The sequence below is a fragment of the Methylotenera sp. genome, from assembly GCF_036401095.1.
GTDB lineage: Bacteria > Pseudomonadota > Gammaproteobacteria > Burkholderiales > Methylophilaceae > Methylotenera.
Genome location: NZ_DASWWA010000003.1, coordinates 231,241 through 252,653, shown reverse-complemented (window position 1 = coordinate 252,653; position 21,413 = coordinate 231,241). Strand labels below are relative to the sequence as shown.

The following is a 21,413-nucleotide window of genomic DNA, read 5'->3' as shown; positions in this document are numbered from 1 at the left end:
TATTTAAAATTAGTTAGTTAAAACAACCAAGCACTTGCATCAGATGCTGAGGTTAACCCAGCATCTGAGCGCTATTCAGTTTCACCGCCAACTTCGATATCAGTCTCAGCTTCAGCTTCACCATCTTCGTCATCATCGGTTTCTACAATTTTTTCTATGCCTGAGAGTTTTTCACCCTCACCCAGGTTAATTAAGGTAACTCCTTGCGTTGCACGACCTAGCTCACGAATCTCACTCACACGGGTGCGAATCAACACACCACCAGTGGTAATCAGCATAATTTCATCTTCATCGTTCACCAGCTTGGCTGCAACCACTAGACCGTTACGCTCACTCACAGCAATGGCTTTCACGCCTTGCGTGCCGCGGCCTGAACGGCGGAAGTCTGCCAGCACGGTACGTTTACCGTAACCATTTTCAGTCGCCACCATCACAGTTTGCTGATCATCTGAAGCAATTAATAATGATAAAACTTGCTGACCTTCAGCAAGCTTCATACCGCGAACACCACGTGTTGCGCGGCCCATTTCACGCACTTCATCTTCATCAAACCACACAGCTTTACCGCCGTTAGATACAAGTACGACGTCATTGCTGCCATTGGTGATTTCTGCACCGATTAAGTAATCACCTTCATCCAGATTAATCGCAATAATGCCTGATTTACGTGGGTTAGAAAATTCTGTTAAAGCTGTTTTCTTCACTGTACCTAGTGATGTTGCCATGAAAATAAAGTGATTTTCATCAAAGCTCTTCACAGAAAGAATCGCGTTGATCTTTTCGTTCTCTTCCAGCGGGAATAAGTTAACAATAGGCTTACCGCGGCTGGTACGGCTACCTTGCGGTACTTCATACACTTTTAGCCAATACACACGGCCTCGGTTAGAGAAGCATAAAATGTAATCGTGAGTGTTCGCGACGAACATTTTATCGATAAAGTCATCCTCTTTCGTCGCAGCTGCCTGCTTACCACGGCCACCACGTTTTTGCGCACGATACTCATCCAAAGGCTGAGATTTGATATAGCCGGTATGGGATAAAGTCACCACTACGTCTTGCGGTGCAATCAAGTCTTCTAACGATAAGTCTTGTGCATTCTCAATGATTTCACTGCGGCGCTTATCACCAAACTGCCTTCTTATTTCATTCAATTCATCTGTGATAATTGCAGTAACGCGAGCAGCTGTTGCTAGAATATCAAGCAAGTCCGCAATCACGTCCATCACTTCTTTGTATTCATTAACGATTTTGTCTTGCTCAAGGCCAGTCAAACGTTGCAGACGCATTTGCAGGATTTCCTGCGCTTGTACATCGCTTAGTTTATAGCCATCTGGAGTCAGGCCAAAATTCACAGCCAAACCTTCTGGACGCGCAGCTTCCATCGCCGCTCGCCTTAGCATTTCCTCAACCACAGGAGACTGCCAAGATTTTGCCATCAAGTCTTTTTTGGCCTCTGGTGGTGTTGGCGCAGCTTTAATGATGGCAATCATTTCGTCTACGTTTGCCAAAGCAACCGCCAAACCTTCTAACACATGGCCGCGCTCGCGTGCTTTACGCAACTCAAACACTGTTCTACGTGTAACCACCTCGCGACGATGGCGCAAGAATGCTTCTAGCATCTGTTTTAAGTTCAGCAAACGTGGCTGACCATCCAACAATGCCACCATGTTCATACCAAAGGTGTCTTGCAGTTGTGTCTGTTTATACAGGTTATTCAGCACGACATCAGGAATCTCGCCACGCTTCAGCTCAATTACTACACGCATGCCTGATTTATCAGACTCGTCACGCAAGTCAGAAATACCTTCGATTTTTTTCTCGTTCACAAGCTCAGCGATTTTCTCAATCAGCGTCTTCTTGTTCACTTGGTAAGGTAACTCATCAATAATAATGGATTGACGACCACCCTTGTCCATATCCTCAAAGTGAGTGCGGCCACGCATCACCACACGACCACGGCCAGTGCGGTAACCCTCTTTAACGCCAACCGTACCGTAAATAATACCCGCCGTTGGGAAGTCAGGCGCCGGCACTAACTCGATTAACTCTTCAACCGTTGTTTCTGGGTTTTTAAGCAATGCAAAACAGGCATCTAACACTTCATTCAGATTGTGTGGCGGAATATTTGTTGCCATACCCACTGCAATACCCGAGCTACCGTTAATCAGCAGGTTAGGAATACGGGCAGGCATAATTAATGGCTCATGTTCAGAACCATCGTAGTTAGGGCCAAAATCTACAGTTTCTTTGTCAATATCAGCTAACAACTCATGTGCAATTTTCGCCATGCGGATTTCCGTATAACGCATCGCCGCCGCGTTATCACCATCCACAGAACCAAAGTTACCCTGGCCATCTACCAGCATGTAGCGCAATGAGAAATCCTGCGCCATACGAACGATAGTGTCATAAACCGCTGTATCACCATGTGGGTGGTACTTACCGATTACATCACCAACGATACGTGCTGATTTTTTGTATGGCTTATTGTAGTCGTTAGATAGCTCATGCATCGCGTATAAAACGCGTCTATGCACAGGCTTCAAACCATCCCGAACATCAGGCAAAGCACGCCCAACGATTACGCTCATTGCGTAATCTAGGTAAGAGCGGCGCATCTCATCTTCTAGACTAATGGGTAGGGTTTCTTTAGCGAATTGATCCATATTTTTAATGTCTTATAATGGTTTTTATATGGGGCAAATTTTAACATGATTAGCGCGCAAAATAACGCTTACAACCATACTTTTAACATAGTTTTTCAGCACTAAAAACATTAGCCAAATATGACTCAAAGTAAACACGCAAACAAGCTTGTAATCAGTGAGTTTTTCTTATGTTAAGCGCTAGAGTATGACGAAAAAATACTGGTAGTCAGCACCCTATTCACACTATAGTGCTTTGGTAGGATTTAATGATTGTCACGGCTTCATCACAAACGAGTATTGAGGCACAACTGAAGTGTGCCCTGAAAGTAATCCAGAAGTTAAGCTATTTAGCGAACCATGCAATTTAGGGTACGGTATAGTTGTCCTGTGTCATTAAATCTATACCGCACTCCAGGTTCTCAACCCAGTCAATAAAGCGATTAACCATCACTTTACCCACAAATGAGCGCCCATGCTGAGGCACGATGGATTCAATTTCCAATTTACGCACCATTGTTGCCCATAAACGACAAGCTTTATTAGATGTCATGTAGCGGCGGTGAAACGGCAGCATGGTAGGTAGATGTCTATCAAAATCAGTAACAGGCTCAACGGCAAGATCATGATGCACTAAAGACGCGCCTAAATCGCCTGAAAACAAAATCTTACTAGTCACATCATAAAACTGAAAATTACCTTCAGAATGAAGAAAGTGTGCAGGGATTGCCTTAATAGCGGCGTCACCCAAAGTGATATTCATGCCACGATCAGGAATACCTACAATACGGTTCTTGGTATTACCCACGCTGCAAAAGTGTGGTAAGAATCGCTCCCAAATTGCAGGCGCCAGCACCTTACATTCCGTACCTACCAGCCACTTATTGATGGATGCTACGATATCCGGATCCTGATGAGAGGCAAATATATAATCCAGCTTGCGAAAGTGAAAATACTTACCCATCCCCATCACCAGTGCGCTGTAGGTCATATTACCGCCTGGGTCAATTAGCGCACCGTGTCCGTTATTCACAATCAAAAATTGGTTGGATTGAACTGCCTCGTCTGACGAGTCTGTGTCCGACAAGTCGCTGAATTTCACACAAATGTGTTTACCGTTATTAAATAGTTCTGACGCCACGTTCTGCTAACCTTTTGACCACAAATCAAAACTGCGCATCACTCAATAAAATCGTAATGGGCAGAATGCTAATAAAAAAAGACAACTCTAGGGTTGTCTTTTTACCTCAATCAAACATTGCAGCTAATGACCTACATCAAACAGGCAAGCATTTAGCTTGTTAATAGCGCCAAATCTGCTTTTAAATCCTCAATATGCTCTAAGCCCACTGCAATACGTACCAGACCATCACTAATGCCTGCAGTAGCGCGAGCTTCAGGCGTTACACGGCTATGCGTAGTGGTGGCTGGGTGCGTAATCGTACTTTTTGCATCTCCCAAGTTCGCGGTAATTGATATCAATTGCGTAGAGTCAATTAATGCCCATGCCGACTCTTGTGCAGTTTTGCCCGCACGTGGCTTCACCTCAAAGGTCACAATACCCGCACCGCTCAACTGCTGGCTCATGGCTAACGCATGCTGCGGATGTGATTTTAACCCAGGGTAATGTACACGACTCACCTGTGGCTGTGCCTCTAGCCATGTAGCCAATGCCAAAGCATTTTTGGCATGCGCTTCCATACGTACATGCAATGTTTCCAAACCTTTTAAAAACACCCATGCATTAAACGCACTCATGGTCACTCCAGCTGTACGCAAGAACGCATACACAGGCTCCATCAACGTTTTAGGGCCTAATACCGCACCACCTAAGCACCTACCCTGCCCGTCAATATATTTGGTCGCAGAGTGAATCACGATATCAGCGCCCAATGCTAGCGGGCGCTGAATTGCCGGGGTGCAAAAACAATTATCCACCACTAGATGTGCCCCTGCTTTATGTGCAATGTCAGCCAACAAGCGAATATCGCACACCTCAGTTAATGGGTTAGAAGGCGTTTCCACAAAAAAAAGTTTGGTTTTTGCCGTTGCTGCAGCCTCCCATTCGCTGGCTTCAGTCAGTGAAACAAAAGTAACATCCAGCCCCCAGCGTTTTAGGATATTGCCAAACAACTGAACGCTAGTACCAAAGATGCTGCGCGAAGCCACAACATGATCACCAGCAGAACACAAACCCATGACGCACGCCAAAATCGCAGACATACCGCTAGAAGTTGCTACGCACTGCTCCGCACCTTCCAAGGCAGCCAGCTTATTTTGGAACATAGTAACGGTAGGATTAGTGAAGCGCGAATAAATGTTACCGGGTTCAGTGCCGCCAAATCTGGCAGCAGCTTGTGCCGCGCTTTCAAACCTGAAGCTAGAGTTCAGGAACAAAGCCTCGGAATTTTCTCCATAAGGAGTTGATTCGCTACCGGCACGCACGCTAAGTGTTTCTGGGTGAAATTGTAAATTATTATTCATCATTACCTCTAAGTTCTTGATTACCGCTAAGTTCTCGGGATATAAAAAAACCCGTTTAAGCATTGCGCTAAAACGGGTTCTTTTTTTACTCGCTTTAGCTGTGTTTATAATGCGCCCGCAAGCTGAGTGTGGCCTTGATTAATGTTGGCAAACTCAAATCAGCGCAATTTCATGTTAGCCCTAAGTTTAAGCACAGTCAAGCTTAAACTTGGGTAACGATACATGTCAGATGGCCTAGATTAAACGCCTTCCTCTACTTCAATACCGTTTGCGTTGATTAAATTTAAATCTAACTGTGTGCTTGAATTGGCTGGTTTAGCGTTTTTCTGGCCATCGCCACGCGCAGATTCAATTCTTGACAAATACGCCTCACTGATATCACCAGTGACATACTTACCATCAAAGCACGAACAATCAAAATCTTTGATTTTAGGATTACTTAGCTTGATATCATCCACTAAAGCGTCAAGATCTTGGTAAATTAGCGCATCTGCACCAATTTCTTTACAGATCTCTTCATCGCTACGACCTGTGGCTAACAACTCATCACGACTAGGCATATCAATACCATACACGTTAGGGAAACGTACAGGAGGCGCTGCTGAAGCAAAGTACACTTTGGTTGCGCCAGCATCACGTGCCATCTGCACAATTTGTTGTGAGGTTGTGCCACGTACGATAGAGTCATCTACCAGCAATACATTCTTGCCTTTAAACTCAATGCCAATTGGGTTGAGTTTCTGACGCACTGATTTTTTACGTAAGGCTTGGCCTGGCATAATAAATGTACGACCAATATAACGATTTTTAATAAAGCCTTCGCGGTAGTCTAACCCTAATGCCAAACCAACCTGCAATGCACTAGGACGACTGGTATCAGGAATTGGAATCACCACATCAATCTTTTTGTCTGCCCATTCACGCTTGATTTTTTCAGCCAGGCTTTTACCCATATCTAAACGAGTTTGATACACAGACACGCCATCAATCACTGAATCTGGGCGCGCCAAATATACATACTCAAAAATACAAGGGTTTAACTTCGCTTCATCAGAACATTGGCGTGAATAGAAGTTACCTTCCATATCAATAAATACAGCTTCACCAGGCTCTACGTCACGCACAACCTCAAAGCCCAACACATCCAAAGCCACGCTTTCAGATGCTACGATGTACTCAGTACCTTTATCTGTTTCACTCTTACCAATGACTAACGGACGAATACCATTAGGGTCACGGAATGCAAGTAAACCGAAGTTAGCAATCATCGCCACTACTGCATATGCACCTTTACAGCGCTTATGTACGCCAGCAACTGCATCAAACGCCATATCAGTATTTAATACTGCATTACGTGATGTTTTTTCAATTTCATGTGCAAGTACATTAAGCAATACTTCAGAGTCAGAGCTAGTATTGATATGACGTAAATCCTGACGGAACATCTCAGATTTCAACTGTTCAGAATTAGTAAGGTTGCCGTTATGACCCAGCACAATACCGAATGGAGAGTTAACATAAAATGGCTGAGCTTCAGCAGCATTAGATGAACCAGCTGTTGGGTAACGTACATGAGCAATACCAGCATTACCAACTAGGCTGCGCATATGACGAGTTTGAAACACGTCTTTGACTAGCCCGTTATTTTTATGCATAAAGAAAGTATTACCATCACAGGTCACAATGCCTGCGGCATCTTGCCCTCTATGCTGAAGCACCAGTAACCCATCATATAGCAACTGGTTAACCGGGTTCTTACCAACAATCCCTAAAATTCCACACATGTGTCGAGCCTTCTATATAAATAATAATTCTAGTCGTATTTAACGTGCTTCGCGATGCTCTCCGGCATCCAAGGCAACAAGTTAACTACCAGCGCCTCTATGGGTGCGCTAAACATTGCATTGCGCCATCTTGAGTCTTTAGGGATATCCGTCAACCCGGCCAGAAAGACAATGACACATACAATGAGTAATCCTCGGGCTATACCGAACAAAGCCCCTAAAAACCGATTCAACCAGCCTAAACCGGCTTTTTTAAAAATTGCAGATAACGCAATACCAAGCAATGTAGCAAGAAGCAGAGTTGCCAAGAACAGTACTAAAAAGGCTGCTAGCACTCGCAGCGCATCGTTAGGAATATCCACAGGCATCATCGGAAGCAATTGGTTGGTGTAAGTAACACCAACATAAAATGCTGCGACCAAGCCAACAATTGCGAGTACTTCTCTAATCATGCCACGCATGACACTTAATATTACTGATAAGCCTATTATGATTAATACAATGTAGTCAAAAATCGTCATTTCAAGTCTCTACCAAACACATTGTTGTTACTTAGGGAACGCTGCGTCAGATTAATCATTACTGATAACGATGCCAGACAGCCCGATCTCTTTAATCTTTACTAATGCGTTCATCGCGTCCTGACGAGATGTAAATTTACCCGCTTTAAGACGAAGCGCCTCCCCTTTGGGCGTTGTCGCCTTCTCGGTTGTGGTTGCAAATCCAGCCTGTTTAAGCTGCTCTTGCAAGCGCTTCACATTCGCAGCATCTGAGTACACACCAACCTGTACAGTAAAATTAGATGTTGATTTAGGTGCTGATTTCTCTTCAACAGCTTTAGGCGAAACCATATTAGTTTCAGCCGCTACTTTTTCCACAGGCTTCGCAACTTTTAATGGCTCTGGTTTCTTAATCTCAGGTTTAACCGCTGCCACAGGCTCAGGTTTAATCTCAGCAGCTTTGGCTAAAGATTTTCTACGCTCAAGCTCTTTTGCTTCCGCCTCTTTTATCGCGGCAATATTTTCTACATTAGGTGTATCAATCAGCTCAGTTTCTGCCGCATTTTGCGGCTCAGTTACTGATTGATTAATCACTGGTTGAACGGGTACTTGAGGTTCATTTGGCTCAGAAGTTTGCTCATGCTTAACTTCAGGCATTGTAATTTTGATAGGCTCAGGCTTGGTAAGCGCAGAACGGTCTTGAAGTATCTGCGGCAAGATGATAATCATCAACAGCACGAGTGCAACCGCACCCACTAAGCGCCTACGCGCTCTCTTTTTAAGTATTAACGCTTGATCCACTTGTAAATCTACGGACATCACTGCTTCCTTAAGGGGGTGTTTACATGTTCGTTTAAATATTGCATGACACTAGAAACCGTGAAAAACGAACCGAACGCCACGATTTTATCATTTCCACGCTGTTCTATACAGCTTTCTCTATCCAGATAAGATTGAGCATACGCATCAGCCAAACTAGCAAAAATTTTGACCGATGCATCTGGGATAACCGCTTTAATTGCTTCTACTAATGCAGCAACACTAGCTCCCCTGACGTGCTCTATCGGAGCCACATACCAAGTATCAATTTCATGCTTTAACGCTTCAATCACACCTTTTACATCTTTATCAGCCAGCATAGAGAATACGGAAAGTATATTGATCGGCTCGCCCGTATTATTACTGGCTGTTGATTTAAGTGCTTTTAAGTTTTCTGCTAAAGCTACTGCCGCATGCGGGTTGTGCGCAACATCTAATATCAACCATGGAAAGCGTGCATCTGTATAGAATCTCCCCATCAGTTTAATCTCTTGCATGGCTTTTACAATAGATTCTACTGTAACCGGCAATACCGATTGCAACGTTGTAACCGCTGCTACTGCACATGCTGCATTATTTAACTGATATTTGCCTTTTAAGGCCGGGAGAGGTAAATGATACACGCGCTGCTGATTGCTTAAATAATACCAGCCAGAATCAGCCAACTCGTATCCAAACTCATGCTGTATATACTTAAAATCAGCATTCACGTCTTTCGCATAGGCGATTAAAGTACTGGGAGGATTAATATCACCGCAAATAGCAGGGATTAACGGGCGATAAACACCGGCCTTTTCATAGCCAATCAGCTCACGCGTATCACCCAAAAGATCTTGATGATCTAAATCTACATTAGTCACTACTGTGCAATCTGGCTCAAAAGCATTGACCGCATCCAGCCTGCCGCCCAGCCCAATTTCTAGCACTGCAACATCAATACCTGCCTGCACAAAATGCCACACAGCAGCGAGCGTTCCAATTTCAAAATAGGTGAGTGATATCGCGCCACCCTGCTCTGTTGAACCCTGTCTTGCAGCCTCCACAGCGGCAAATGCAGCACATAAAGCCGCATCATTCACCTCTTGGCCATTGACCTGGACGCGTTCGTTATAACGTAGGATATGCGGAGATGTATAGCAACCTACACGATATCCTGCATGCTGGTAAATTTGAGACAACATAGTGCATGTTGACCCCTTACCATTAGTACCAGCTACAGTGATAATCTTGAATGTTGGCTTTAGCGCTAATCTATCAGCAACTTTCTTAATACGCCCTAGGCCCATTTCGATGGCACTAGGGTGTAATTGCTCAATATACTTTAGCCAAGCTGATAAATCTTTGGGTGATGCCGCCTGTAAAAAGCCATTAGACATGCAAAAAGCCTTTATGCATTTAAAGTCAGCCCCGAAAAATTAAGCTCTAAATATATAGAAGAATCAAATACTAAGCTACTGCTGGCAAACGCATCAAATTAGCCAAAAGCGAAGCTAATCGATTGCGCATTTCACGGCGATCAATAATCAAATCGATTGCTCCATGCTCGAGCAAGAACTCGGCACGCTGGAAACCGTCCGGCAATGTTTCACGCACAGTCTGCTCAATCACACGCGGACCAGCAAAACCAATCAGTGCCTGTGGCTCAGCCACAATCACGTCACCTAACATAGCAAAACTGGCAGAAACACCACCCATTGTTGGGTCGGTTAATACAGAGATATATGGCAAACCGGCTTTACTTAATTGTGTCAATGCGGCGCTGGTCTTAGCCATTTGCATTAGCGACAACAAACCTTCTTGCATACGCGCACCACCGCTGGCAGAAATACAGATAAATGCCATTTTGTTATCAATTGCAGTTTGTACGCCACGTGCGAAGCGTTCGCCAACGACAGAACCCATTGAGCCACCCATGAACTTAAACTCAAAAACCGCAACGACAGCTGGCACAGACTTAATACTGCCCTGCATCACAATTAATGCGTCTTTTTCATTGACAGACTTTTGTGATTCTTTGATACGCTCAGCGTAGCTTTTGCTGTCTTTAAACTTTAATGGGTCAATTGGCTGCACATTGGCACCAATTTCAAACTGCCCCTCAGCGTCTAGCAACTGTGCTAAACGTGCGCGAGCACCAATACGGTTGTGATAGCCACACTTAGGGCAAACCTCTGCATTGTCTTCTAAATCTTTACGGTAGAGTACAGACTGGCAAGATGAGCACTTGCTCCAAAGCCCCTCTGGGACTGTTTTCTTATCAGCACCAACTACTCGTTGAATCTTTTGCGGTAATTTATTTAACCAACCCATTGCATATTCCTTTTAACAATTACGCAGCATCAACTGCGGCTTTTAACTCTTGCATCAATGCAGCAACATTGCCTAACAAATTATCATCGTTAGAAGCTTCAATCTCCAGCACCATGCGACTACCTACAACAACTGCATCAGCAATGGCGGCAGTGGCTTTAGCGGTAGCTGCGTCACGAATACCAAAACCGACACCAACTGGCAGTTTAGTTTGTTCGCGAATAGAGGCTACACGTGCTGAAACTTCTACAATATCTAAATTTGCGGCGCCGGTAACACCTTTAAGTGACACATAATAAACAAACCCACTCGCCTGGTTAACGATTAACTCCACACGTTTTGGCTCGGTTGTTGGCGACAATAGAAAAACAGGATCGATATCGCGTGTGCGTAACTCTTTAACAAAATCACCGCACTCTTCAGGTGGATAATCTACAGTGATTACACCATCCACATCCGCAGCCTTAGCTCTATCAGCAAATACAGTAGCTCCAATCGCTTCAATTGGGTTCGCATATCCCATCAAAATAATCGGTGTTGTTTGGTTTGTTTGGCGAAACTCTTTCACCATATCTAACACAGCAGTCAAACCAACTTTATGCACTAAGGCACGTTCACTCGCACGCTGAATCACAGGGCCATCCGCCATCGGGTCTGAAAAAGGCACACCCAACTCAATCATATCTGCACCATTTTTAACTAAAGTGTGCATTAAATTAACAGTGTGCTTAGGGTGCGGGTCTCCTGCAGTAATGTAAGGGATCAAGGCAGTTTTACCTTGCTGTTTCAATGTAGCAAAAGTTGTTTGAATTCGTGACATATTGAGCTTAATGTTGTACTAGTTAGTTAATCTTAAGTCAGGGCTCAGTGAGTGCTGGATAAATTGCAATATAGCCCAGCATGTGCGATCTATAGCAAAATACTTACTAAAACCCGTGATCTTAACGTTATATTTATAAAGTAATATTTGCCAGCTTAGCAACGGTATTAATATCCTTATCACCACGGCCAGACAAGTTCACTAAAACAATCTGATCTTTATCCATGGTTTTAGCCAGCTTTTGCCCATAGGCTAGCGCGTGGCTAGACTCCAATGCAGGAATAATACCTTCAGTACGGCATAGATTATGGAATGCCGCCATTGCTTCATCATCCGTAATCGCCACATACTCTGCACGCTTAATGTCTTTTAACCAAGCATGCTCAGGGCCAACACCAGGGTAATCCAAACCAGCAGAAATAGAGTGAGTTTCGATAATCTGACCGTCAGCATCCTGCATCAAGTAAGTACGATTACCGTGCAAAACACCTACCGGGCTATTGGCAGTAAGTGGCGCAGCATGCATGCCGGTCTCAATACCGTGTCCTGCTGCTTCAACACCAATTAGTCTTACATTAGGCACATCAATATACGGGTAGAAAATACCCATGGCATTTGAACCACCGCCCACACAGGCAACCACAGCATCAGGCTGACGGCCTGCCATTTCCAGCATTTGCTCTTTAGCTTCTACACCAATCACGGCCTGGAAGTCACGTACCATCATTGGATATGGATGCGGCCCAGCCACAGTGCCGATAATATAAAAAGTATTGTGTACGTTAGTCACCCAATCACGCATCGCCTCATTCAGCGCATCTTTAAGCGTTTTAGAGCCGCTTTCAACAGGCACAACGGTAGCGCCTAATAACTTCATTCTGAATACGTTTGGTGCTTGACGTTTAACGTCTTCGCTTCCCATATACACCACGCACTCCAAGCCCAAGCGCGCAGCGATAGTTGCCGTAGCAACACCATGCTGGCCTGCGCCAGTTTCCGCAATAACTCTGGGTTTGCCCATGCGTTTAGCTAACAGCGCCTGACCAATCGTATTATTAATCTTGTGCGCACCAGTATGGTTTAAATCTTCACGCTTTAAGTAAATTTGCGCGCCGCCGATTTGGTCAGACAAACGCTTTGCATGATAAATCGGGCTTGGACGACCTACAAAATGTTTTAAATCATATGCATACTCAGCTAAAAACTCAGGATCATGACGATATTTCTCGTACATCACACGCAACTCTTCAAGCGCTTCCACTAAAGTTTCTGCGACAAAAGTACCACCGAACTGACCAAAATGCCCACGTGCATCCGGCATATCATAAAGCTGCATATTCAATCTCCACTTAAACTTACTGCGTTCTATCTAAATTAAAAATAGGTTTAAATTACAAATAGACTTGTTGCATAAATGCAGCAATTTTTGCTGCATCTTTAATTCCTTTAGATGCTTCTACACCACCGCTAACATCAACCGCATAAGGTTTGACTTGTGCAATTGCTAAAGCCACATTTTCTGCGGTTAAGCCGCCTGCTAATATAACCGGCTTATTTAAATTAGGCGGGATTAAACCCCAATCAAACACATGGCCAGTTCCGCCAGCCACACCTTCGGTATAGGTGTCTAACAACAATGCTCTAGATGCAGAATAATCTTTCGCACATTGTACCAAATTTGTGTCTGACTTAACGCGAACTGCCTTGATAAAAGGTAAGTCATACTGCGCGCACTGTTCTGGCGTTTCATCACCGTGAAATTGAAGCAGATCTAGCTGCACCTGTGAGGTTACTTCTTTAACAAAACCCTCTTCAGCATTTACAAACAAACCCACTACACTTACAAAAGCAGGCATTTGCCTTGCAATAGCAGCGGCCTGCTCTATGGAGACCGCACGAGGACTAGGTGCATAAAAAACCAAGCCAATGGCGTCAGCCCCCTGTGCCACCGCAGCTAAAGCATCTTCCATTCTGGTAATACCACAGATTTTCACTCTGACTCTCAAAACCATATCCTTGAATTGCTTGACTAAAAGCTTCTGCGCTTTATTTCAGCATAAAATAGACGTACAGCATTGTAACGCTAAACCAACAATTTCAAACCAGGCTGCATATTTTTTGGTAGCCCCCATTTGGCATCATAGCCAACATCAGTTAAATACAAGCCATTAGGCGAAAATGTAGGCGGCGATAAAGTGCGATCTTTATTTTGCAATAGCTCTTGCATGTAAGCTGGCGGATACTTGCCCTTACCAATATAAATTAAAGCACCCACCATATTACGCACCTGATGCTGCAAAAAAGCATTGGCTGAGAAATTAAACAAAAAATACTGCCCTGATATGACCACCTCAGCTTGGGATAAGTGCCTGACAGCAGTTTTAGCCTGACACTCTGAGGCACGAAAAGCAGTAAAGTCATGCTCACCTACCAGATAATTAGCCGCTTCAGCCATTGCCGCATAATCTAAGGGCAGATGGAACCAGCCAGCTTTATTGGCCATAAGCGCAGATGCTACTGGTGCGTTGTACAGCAAGTATTGGTAACTCCTGCTAAAAGCAGAAAATCTGGCATGAAAGTCATCATCTACTGCATGCGCCCACTCCACACGCACGGTTACAGGCAGGTGTGCATTAACGCCTCTAACCCAAGCGGATAATGGGCGCTTGGCATCAGTTTCAAAATGCACCACTTGACCCAGACCGTGCACACCGGTATCTGTTCTACCAGCAGCATGAACCCTCACAGTATGCTGGGCGACATTTTGCAGCGCAGATTCTAGCGCATCCTGCACCCCACAAGCGGACGGCTGGCTCTGCCAACCACAAAACGGTGAGCCATCATAAGATACTCCCAAGGCTATTTTCACACAAACCTCATTGCAATCATTACCATCAAAATAAATAACATCAGCACCATAGCAATTTTATCTGCCAAATTAAACGGCCTTTGCTCTAAAACCACAACATCCTGAGTAGGAATTGCCTCTAACTCACGGCGAATATCATCAATATGATGAAAACTAAAACTGGCTTTAGGGTTACTTGCAAACTCATCCACATAATTAAGCGTTAGCAACAAACGCACTGAGAATCGCTCAACATCAAGACCAAAATAGCATAGCGGTTTTAACAGCACGTGCAAGGCTATCATTAACTCAGCCTTGGATGAGGTGGCAAGCATTACAGTGAGTGTAGCCAACGCAATCGTCAATCTTGAAATTTGCAACAAACCCAGTTGCAAGCCCTCATAGCTTGGGGCGACACTTAACGGAAATTGCGGAACCAACTCTCCCGGTGTGCCCAAAGCATAAATCAGAAAAATTGAGAGAAAAAACCAGCGCATACGTTGCAGCGTAGTCAAAAAGCCTTTACATTGCAGCTTAAGTGCCAATGCACAAACTACAAACAAGAGCGCTATTAATTGCAAAGCACCTATCGCACCAGCTACCAATAGTAGAAAAAAGAACAACAATAACTTAACGAAGGGATGCATATTCAATAAATATCAGTTCAAGCCTGAATTTCCAGCAGTTAATATCAACTCAAAAATACCCCTGCTATGACTAATACAAGTGGCTTCAACGAACAAAAAGGCCGAGCAAATGCTCGGCCTTTTTGTTCAAACGACAATTACAAGCCAGCCAACAACTGCTCAGCACGCAGTTTTTGCTGAGGTCCACCCTCTTTTAATACCTCTTCCAACAACTCACGTGCGCCCTCTTTATCGTCCATATCAATATAAGCTGCAACTAAATCCAACTTAATATCAACATCTTGATTCTCAGACGCCCCAGATGCCAGCGCTGTTAACGTCAAATTATCATCTGCATTTTCGGTCAGCAGTTGCGCATCATCACCTAAATCTAAACTAATGGCTGAGAAATCGAAATCATTTGACGCAAGCTCTTCTGATGGTTCTTTCGTATCGACTGCTATAGCTGTGTCTAATTCGTTATCTAATGAGAAATCAAAGCTGATATCTTCAACCAAAGACTCAGGACTAGCGCCATTGACTGTTGAACTCTCAGCTTGCAATAGATTGCTGAAATCAACATCGCCAGCTTTATCTAAATCTAATGAAGTGTTAAATGAGACATCCATCGGCGTATCAGGTATCTCAATAGCAACAGGCTCCTCGATTGCAAAATCGAAACCAGCATTATCAGCCACACTTGGCGCAGTTGGTAACGTTAAATCATCATTGGATACAACGTCGTTTGAAAACTCAATATTAGGTGCTGTATCTAAGAATGATGGCACTTCAAAAGAAGATGTATCGGCTGATGAAGCTTCCAGCTCAGCATTTACTGGCTCTGCAATAGTCAATGCAGGGCTCTCATCTGAACTCATCGTAAACTCTAAAATATTGTCATCAGGACTAGCTGCCGCATCACTTTCATCCGCAACAACAAACTCCTCAGCAAGACTAGGCTCCGCCACTTCGACCGACTCGGGCTCAGCAACACCTAAATCAAATTCAAGGCTATTGTCAGTCTCTTGCACCGAAGCAAAGCTTTCCATTACAGCAGAGTTCGGGCTCAGCTCACTATCAAGCATGCTAGATGTGAAAGTTTCAGCTAAAGGCGCATCGGCTTTAACTTCAGCTACAGTGTCGGATGCATCATCTAAAGAGAAGTCCAAACCAACATCTTGCGATGAGAACAACTCACTCTCTGCCGAAGCGTTATCACTTAGCGAAGCGGAAATCACAGCAGCGCTCGCTGCAGTAGCGCCTGCAACTGCAACAGCTGGCGCAATAACACCAGTAAGTTGGTAAAGTGGATTATCTGGCTCTAGCTTACCACCCATTTCAGCGATTTTTGCCCAGGTCGGATCATCTGCACCCAATGTGGTATATAACTCACCAGCCACCGCCTCAAACGCAGAAACATCGTTACGGCCTGCATACATTTCCAACAGTTTCAGATGTAGCTCATAACGTTTAGGCTCTTTAACAATAGCGTCTTTGAGAATTTCTTCAGCCTGCGCATCGCGGCCATAAGCCATATAGACTTCAGCCTCGGCAATTGGGTCAACATCATTCGTATCAATCATGCTGCCATCAGCACTTTGTGCGAAGTCAGTGAGAAAAGAAGTGTCAGAAGTGCTTGAATTGCCTGTAGTGTTACCAAATACAGTATTGGCACGCAAACCACCAGAAGTCAGAATGCCGCGTTCAAAACTATCCAACTCTCTTCTACGTTTGTTACGCAAAAATAACCAGCCAGCACCCAACACCACCAAAGCAGATGTTCCGCCTAATAACTTAATATCAAGCCCATCAATCAGACTTTCAAAGAAAGATGGCTCTGGTGCAGGGTTCACTACAGGTGGTGGTGCTTTAATTGCAGGTTTAGCTGGCGGTTGTTTTGCAGGTTCAACTTTTGCAACAGGCTTCGCCTCAACTGGAGCTGGTGCAGCTTCTGCATTTTTCTGCAATTCAGTCATGGTCTGATTTTTCAGCGCCAACAACTTTTGCATATCTTCAATTTGTTTTTCTAATGCAGCAGCTCGGGATAATGACTCTTTTAGTGCGTTCTCACGTGCAATAGCCTCTTCCTGTAAAGCCGCTACTTTTGCTTCAGCTTCAGCAGCACCTGCTTTTTGGCTATTCACAGCGTTTTTATCGCCGGCTGAAAGCTTGACCACATCTTGCACACCTGGCTTAACAGCTGCGGATTTATCTTCTGCTGAAGCAATTTTGCCTGATGCTGATTGTTTTGGCTCGCTCTCTTCTGAGGCTGCTGCAGTTTTCACATTACCAGCAAGAGAGTTACGGTACGCGTTCCAGTTAGAAGCATGTACTTTTAAGGCTTGCTTCGCTTGTTTTGTGTCTATCGCCGTGAGCGTTTCAACAGAAGGCGCTTTAATGATTTGTCCAACTTTAAGCTGGTTCATATTGGCATTAGCAAAGGCAGACTTATTATTTTCAAACAAGCCTACCAGCATTTGATCCAGGCTGACGCCTTCAACCTGCATTTTCTGCGCTATCGCAGCCAAGGTATCGCCACGTTTGGTGGTTAACTCGCCAACGCCAGCCTCTTTTGGGCTAACTTCTTCCGGCTTGGCTGCACTGGCATTTCTCTTTTGTGATTTTTTAGCACTGCTTGCTACGGGCTTTGTTGTAGTTGTATCTCTGGACACGCTGCCAGCATTAGGCTTAACCACTGGTGCGAAATCAGAAGCGGCATTTGTTGCCTGCTTGTATTCAGGTGGATCAAGTAAAACTGTGTACTCTCGTAACAACCGGCCTGAAGCCCAGTCCACTTGGATCAACATATCTAGATAGGGGTCATTGATGGGCGTGTTGGAGCGAATTCTTAAAATTGGTGCGCCAAGGTCACTTTTCGCCACATCAACTCTGATATTGCTGTGGATGCCTAAACGCGTAATCCCCTGCACGTTATAAGCTTCTTCTGAGGCGATAGCAGCAGTCAAGGTAGAAAGTTCTTCTGGTGTAACTGATAAAAGCTCAACCTCTGCTTTTAATGGTTCACCCAGACCTGAATTAACATTTAGCTTCCCCAAGCCTGCTGTGTAGCCAACGATTGGCATAAACGCCATGCAGACCGCTAACGAAATTTGCTTTATTTTTGATTTACGCACATCGCTACCTTTAAACGTACTAAATATTTGCAATATGAAAATAACATCAAATAGTTAGGTATGCAAGCTCATAATGCACATTATATTTAGCCACAATCTGGCAACGATATTTCGTCAGGTATTTTTACAATCCAGATTTGCAATGGATTGATTTATTTTTCTATTAAAATCCGCAACATACGACGCAATGGTTCAGCAGCACCCCATAGCAACTGATCACCTACGGTAAACGCTGATAGATAATCATTACCCATATTCAGCTTGCGCAATCTACCCACTGGGGTGGTTAGCGTACCAGTTACCGCCGCTGGCGTCAGCTCGCGAATGCTTACTTCACGCTCGTTAGGAATCACTTTTGCCCACTGATTAGCCTCTGCCAACATTTGGCTGATTTCATCCAATGGCACGTCTTTTTTAAGCTTAATGGTTAGCGCTTGGCTATGGCAACGCATTGCACCAATACGCACACACAAACCATCAATCAGCACCGGGTTAGCTTCGCGACCTAGAATCTTATTAGTCTCTACGCCACCTTTCCACTCTTCTTTACTTTGACCATTGCCCAAGTCTTTATCAATCCAAGGGATTAAACTACCAGCTAAAGGCACGCCGAACTGTGCAGTAGGGAAACGTTCATCACGCAATGTACCGGCAACTTCTCTATCGATATCTAAAATGGCAGAAGCTGGGTCTTTTAAAAAGCCACTAGCTACACGGTGCGCTTCACCCATTTGATTCAGCAGCTCACGCATATTCTGCGCACCAGCACCAGAAGCGGCTTGATACGTCATAGAAGTTGCCCACTCGACTAAATCTGCTTTAAATAAGCCATTTAGCGCCATCAGCATCAATGAAACTGTACAGTTACCGCCCACCCAGTTTTTAGTACCTTGTGCATAAGCGTCTTGGATAACATTCATATTGACTGGATCCAGCACGATTACCGCATCTTTTTCCATACGTAGTGTAGATGCCGCATCAATCCAGTGGCCATTCCAGCCAGCTGCACGTAGCTGCGGAAACACTTCAGTGGTGTAGTCGCCGCCTTGGCAAGACACGATTGCATCCATTGCCTTTAGCGCGTTAATGTCTTTAGCGTCCAGCAATGCTGGCGTGTCTTTACCTACATTCGGGCCTTTGCCACCCACTTGTGAGGTTGTGAAAAATTGCGGCTCAATGAGTGCAAAGTCATTTTCTTCTAACATGCGTTGCATCAAAACAGACCCAACCATGCCACGCCAGCCTACAAAACCTACTTTAAGCATTTTATTTTCCACTTTTAATAATTAACTGTTGCTGAAAAATCAGCAGGTTATCAAATAATAAACCCTAATTACTGCGAACGCTAAGCCGACTAAACCTGCAGATTAAAGCGCTGCAACCACCGCATCACCCATTGCATTACAGCCCACTTTATTTGAACCTTCAGTCCAAATATCAGCAGTTCTGTAACCTTGTGCCAGTGCTTTTTTCACTGCATTTTCTACGCGTTGCGCATTTGCCTCATCGTTAAACGTGTAGCGCAGCATCATTGCAACTGAAAGTATCGTCGCCAATGGGTTGGCAATATCTTTGCCTGCGATATCAGGTGCTGAACCGTGGCTAGGTTCGTACATACCTTTGTTATTTTCATCTAAAGAGGCAGACGGCAACATACCGATAGAACCTGTAAGCATAGAAGCTTCGTCTGATAGGATGTCGCCAAAAATGTTACCGGTAACCATCACGTCAAACTGTTTAGGTGCGCGAATCAATTGCATCGCTGCGTTATCTACGTACATATGGCTTAATTCAACTTCAGGATACTCTGCTGACAATTCAATCATCACCTGACGCCATAACTCTGTCGTTTCCAGCACGTTAGCTTTATCTACAGAACAGACCTTTTTGTTGCGTTTCATCGCGATATCAAACGCCACACGACCAATGCGACGAATCTCTGATTCGTTATAACGCATGGTGTTAATGCCCTCGCGCTCGCCATTTTCTAAGGTACTGATACCACGTGGTTGACCGAAATAAATATCCCCTGTCAGTTCACGAATAATCATTAAGTCCAAACCAGAAACCACTTCCGGTTTCAAAGTAGAGGCTCCTGCCAACTCCGGATACAGCAAAGCTGGGCGCAGGTTTGCGAATAAATTCAGCTCTTTACGGATACGCAACAAACCGCGCTCTGGACGCAAATGACGCTCCAATTTGTCGTATTTCCAATCACCAACAGCACCTAACAACACCGCATCAGCCTCTTTAGCTAATTTTAGTGTTGCATCAGGCAATGGATCACCAGCCGCTTCGTAACCGGCACCACCAATTGGTGCTTCAGTCATGCTGATATCTAAATCAAGCGCCTTTAAAACCTTAACGGCTTGTGCAACGATTTCTGGACCAATACCATCGCCTGGCAATACTGCTATTTTCATGAAAAGACTTTCTTAAACTTAATGTTAACTATACTAAATTTGAATTAAACCGATTGGGGCTGAATTAAAGTAGCTGCATACACTGCAACTTTAGCTACAAACAATCTCTATACCCAACAATCCTAGCTACTAACCCCGCCTTAATTAAAAAGCCAAGGTTGAGATTGTTGATGCTTAAGTTCAAACGCTTTAATTTTATCCTGATGCTGCATGGTTAAACCAATATCATCCAGGCCGTTTAACAAGCAGTGCTTACGGAAAGCATCTACTTCAAACGCATATGATTCACCGCTAGGCGTTGTAATGGTTTGCGCTTCTAAATTCACATCAAGCTTATAACCTGGATTGGCGGCCACCTGATTAAATAGCACGTCGATAATCTCTGCACTTAACACAATGGGTAACATGCCATTTTTGAAGCAGTTATTAAAGAAAATATCGGCAAAGCTTGAAGCGATAATGACTTTAAAACCGTAGTCTTCCAACGCCCACGGTGCGTGCTCTCGACTAGAGCCACAGCCAAAGTTCTCACGCGTCAATAACACGCTAGCACCCTGAAAGCGCGCTTGATTCAGCACAAAATCAGGGTTCAATGGACGCTTGCTATTATCCATACCTGGCTCGCCTTGGTCTAAATAACGCCATTCATCAAATGCGTTTGGACCAAAACCGCTACGTTTGATCGATTTCAAAAACTGCTTAGGAATAATCGCATCCGTATCCACATTAGCGCGGTCTAAAGGTGCTACCAATCCATTCAATTGCGTAAAAGCTTGCATGATATTTTCTTAAATTTTAGTTAATAATCCGGCCAACTATTTAAGGTGCTATTTACAAAAACAGCACCCATAGTTAACCAGGTATTGCTTAATTTTCTGACGCTTAGTTTGCTAATGCTTAGTTTGCTGACTTCTGAATAGCTTCGCCGCCTTTTTCCAGATCTTTACCAATACCAGCTACGGTATTACAAGCTGACAACACGGCTGCAATCATGACAAGAAACAAGAACTTTTTCATTTA

The 21,413-nt window shown here is 44.3% G+C and carries 18 protein-coding genes; all 18 read right to left on the bottom strand.

Going from position 1 to position 21,413, the window contains the following annotated elements:
• Positions 1-71: 71 nt before the first annotated feature.
• The 18 genes from gyrA to VGD82_RS02885 all read right to left on the bottom strand — a co-directional run bounded on the left by gyrA (position 72) and on the right by VGD82_RS02885 (position 21,410).
• Positions 72-2,666 carry a DNA gyrase subunit A gene (gene gyrA, locus VGD82_RS02970; protein ID WP_331018970.1) on the bottom strand — a complete coding sequence of 865 codons (2,595 nt, stop codon included), beginning with the start codon at positions 2,664-2,666 and terminating at the stop codon, positions 72-74.
• Between the two features lie 346 nt (positions 2,667-3,012).
• Positions 3,013-3,786 carry an MBL fold metallo-hydrolase gene (locus VGD82_RS02965; RefSeq protein WP_331018969.1) on the bottom strand — a complete coding sequence of 258 codons (774 nt, stop codon included), beginning with the start codon at positions 3,784-3,786 and terminating at the stop codon, positions 3,013-3,015.
• A gap of 152 nt (positions 3,787-3,938) precedes the next feature.
• Positions 3,939-5,129, bottom strand: a complete 1,191-nt coding sequence (locus VGD82_RS02960) for an O-succinylhomoserine sulfhydrylase (protein WP_331019276.1) — start codon at positions 5,127-5,129, stop codon at positions 3,939-3,941.
• A 239-nt stretch (positions 5,130-5,368) separates the two neighbouring features.
• Positions 5,369-6,913 (bottom strand): amidophosphoribosyltransferase, encoded by a 1,545-nt coding sequence (gene purF, locus VGD82_RS02955; protein ID WP_331018968.1) that lies wholly within the window; start codon positions 6,911-6,913, stop codon positions 5,369-5,371.
• Between the two features lie 29 nt (positions 6,914-6,942).
• Positions 6,943-7,434 (bottom strand): CvpA family protein, encoded by a 492-nt coding sequence (locus VGD82_RS02950; protein ID WP_331018967.1) that lies wholly within the window; start codon positions 7,432-7,434, stop codon positions 6,943-6,945.
• 51 nt (positions 7,435-7,485) lie between these two features.
• A complete protein-coding gene (locus VGD82_RS02945) occupies positions 7,486-8,232 on the bottom strand; it encodes an SPOR domain-containing protein (protein ID WP_331018966.1) in 747 nt (248 codons plus the stop codon).
• The gene (folC, locus tag VGD82_RS02940) at positions 8,232-9,608 is read right to left on the bottom strand and encodes a bifunctional tetrahydrofolate synthase/dihydrofolate synthase (RefSeq protein ID WP_331018965.1); all 1,377 of its coding nucleotides are present in this window, start codon (positions 9,606-9,608) and stop codon (positions 8,232-8,234) included. The genes VGD82_RS02945 and folC overlap by 1 nt, the downstream gene beginning before the upstream one ends.
• A gap of 70 nt (positions 9,609-9,678) precedes the next feature.
• On the bottom strand, positions 9,679-10,542 hold the full coding sequence (gene accD, locus VGD82_RS02935; protein WP_135277321.1) for an acetyl-CoA carboxylase, carboxyltransferase subunit beta: 864 nt from the start codon (positions 10,540-10,542) through the stop codon (positions 9,679-9,681).
• Positions 10,543-10,561: 19 nt separating this feature from the next.
• Positions 10,562-11,362, bottom strand: coding sequence for a tryptophan synthase subunit alpha (trpA, locus tag VGD82_RS02930; protein ID WP_331018964.1), 801 nt, complete (start codon positions 11,360-11,362; stop codon positions 10,562-10,564).
• Between the two features lie 133 nt (positions 11,363-11,495).
• Positions 11,496-12,698 carry a tryptophan synthase subunit beta gene (gene trpB / locus VGD82_RS02925; RefSeq protein ID WP_135277325.1) on the bottom strand — a complete coding sequence of 401 codons (1,203 nt, stop codon included), beginning with the start codon at positions 12,696-12,698 and terminating at the stop codon, positions 11,496-11,498.
• 55 nt (positions 12,699-12,753) lie between these two features.
• Positions 12,754-13,374 carry a phosphoribosylanthranilate isomerase gene (locus VGD82_RS02920; RefSeq protein ID WP_331018963.1) on the bottom strand — a complete coding sequence of 207 codons (621 nt, stop codon included), beginning with the start codon at positions 13,372-13,374 and terminating at the stop codon, positions 12,754-12,756.
• Between the two features lie 71 nt (positions 13,375-13,445).
• Entirely contained in the window at positions 13,446-14,231 is a 786-nt protein-coding gene (gene truA, locus VGD82_RS02915; RefSeq protein WP_331018962.1) for a tRNA pseudouridine(38-40) synthase TruA, read from the bottom strand.
• Entirely contained in the window at positions 14,228-14,857 is a 630-nt protein-coding gene (locus VGD82_RS02910; RefSeq protein WP_331018961.1) for a hypothetical protein, read from the bottom strand. Before VGD82_RS02910 ends, truA begins: the two co-directional genes overlap by 4 nt.
• Positions 14,858-14,994: 137 nt before the next feature.
• Positions 14,995-17,928 (bottom strand): FimV/HubP family polar landmark protein, encoded by a 2,934-nt coding sequence (locus VGD82_RS02905; RefSeq protein WP_331018960.1) that lies wholly within the window; start codon positions 17,926-17,928, stop codon positions 14,995-14,997.
• A 194-nt stretch (positions 17,929-18,122) separates the two neighbouring features.
• Positions 18,123-19,235 carry an aspartate-semialdehyde dehydrogenase gene (gene asd, locus VGD82_RS02900; protein WP_331018959.1) on the bottom strand — a complete coding sequence of 371 codons (1,113 nt, stop codon included), beginning with the start codon at positions 19,233-19,235 and terminating at the stop codon, positions 18,123-18,125.
• Positions 19,236-19,337: 102 nt separating this feature from the next.
• Entirely contained in the window at positions 19,338-20,393 is a 1,056-nt protein-coding gene (gene leuB, locus VGD82_RS02895; protein WP_331018958.1) for a 3-isopropylmalate dehydrogenase, read from the bottom strand.
• Between the two features lie 140 nt (positions 20,394-20,533).
• On the bottom strand, positions 20,534-21,172 hold the full coding sequence (leuD, locus tag VGD82_RS02890; RefSeq protein ID WP_331018957.1) for a 3-isopropylmalate dehydratase small subunit: 639 nt from the start codon (positions 21,170-21,172) through the stop codon (positions 20,534-20,536).
• A 118-nt stretch (positions 21,173-21,290) separates the two neighbouring features.
• Positions 21,291-21,410, bottom strand: a complete 120-nt coding sequence (locus tag VGD82_RS02885; protein WP_331018956.1) for an entericidin A/B family lipoprotein — start codon at positions 21,408-21,410, stop codon at positions 21,291-21,293.
• Positions 21,411-21,413 lie beyond the last annotated feature (3 nt).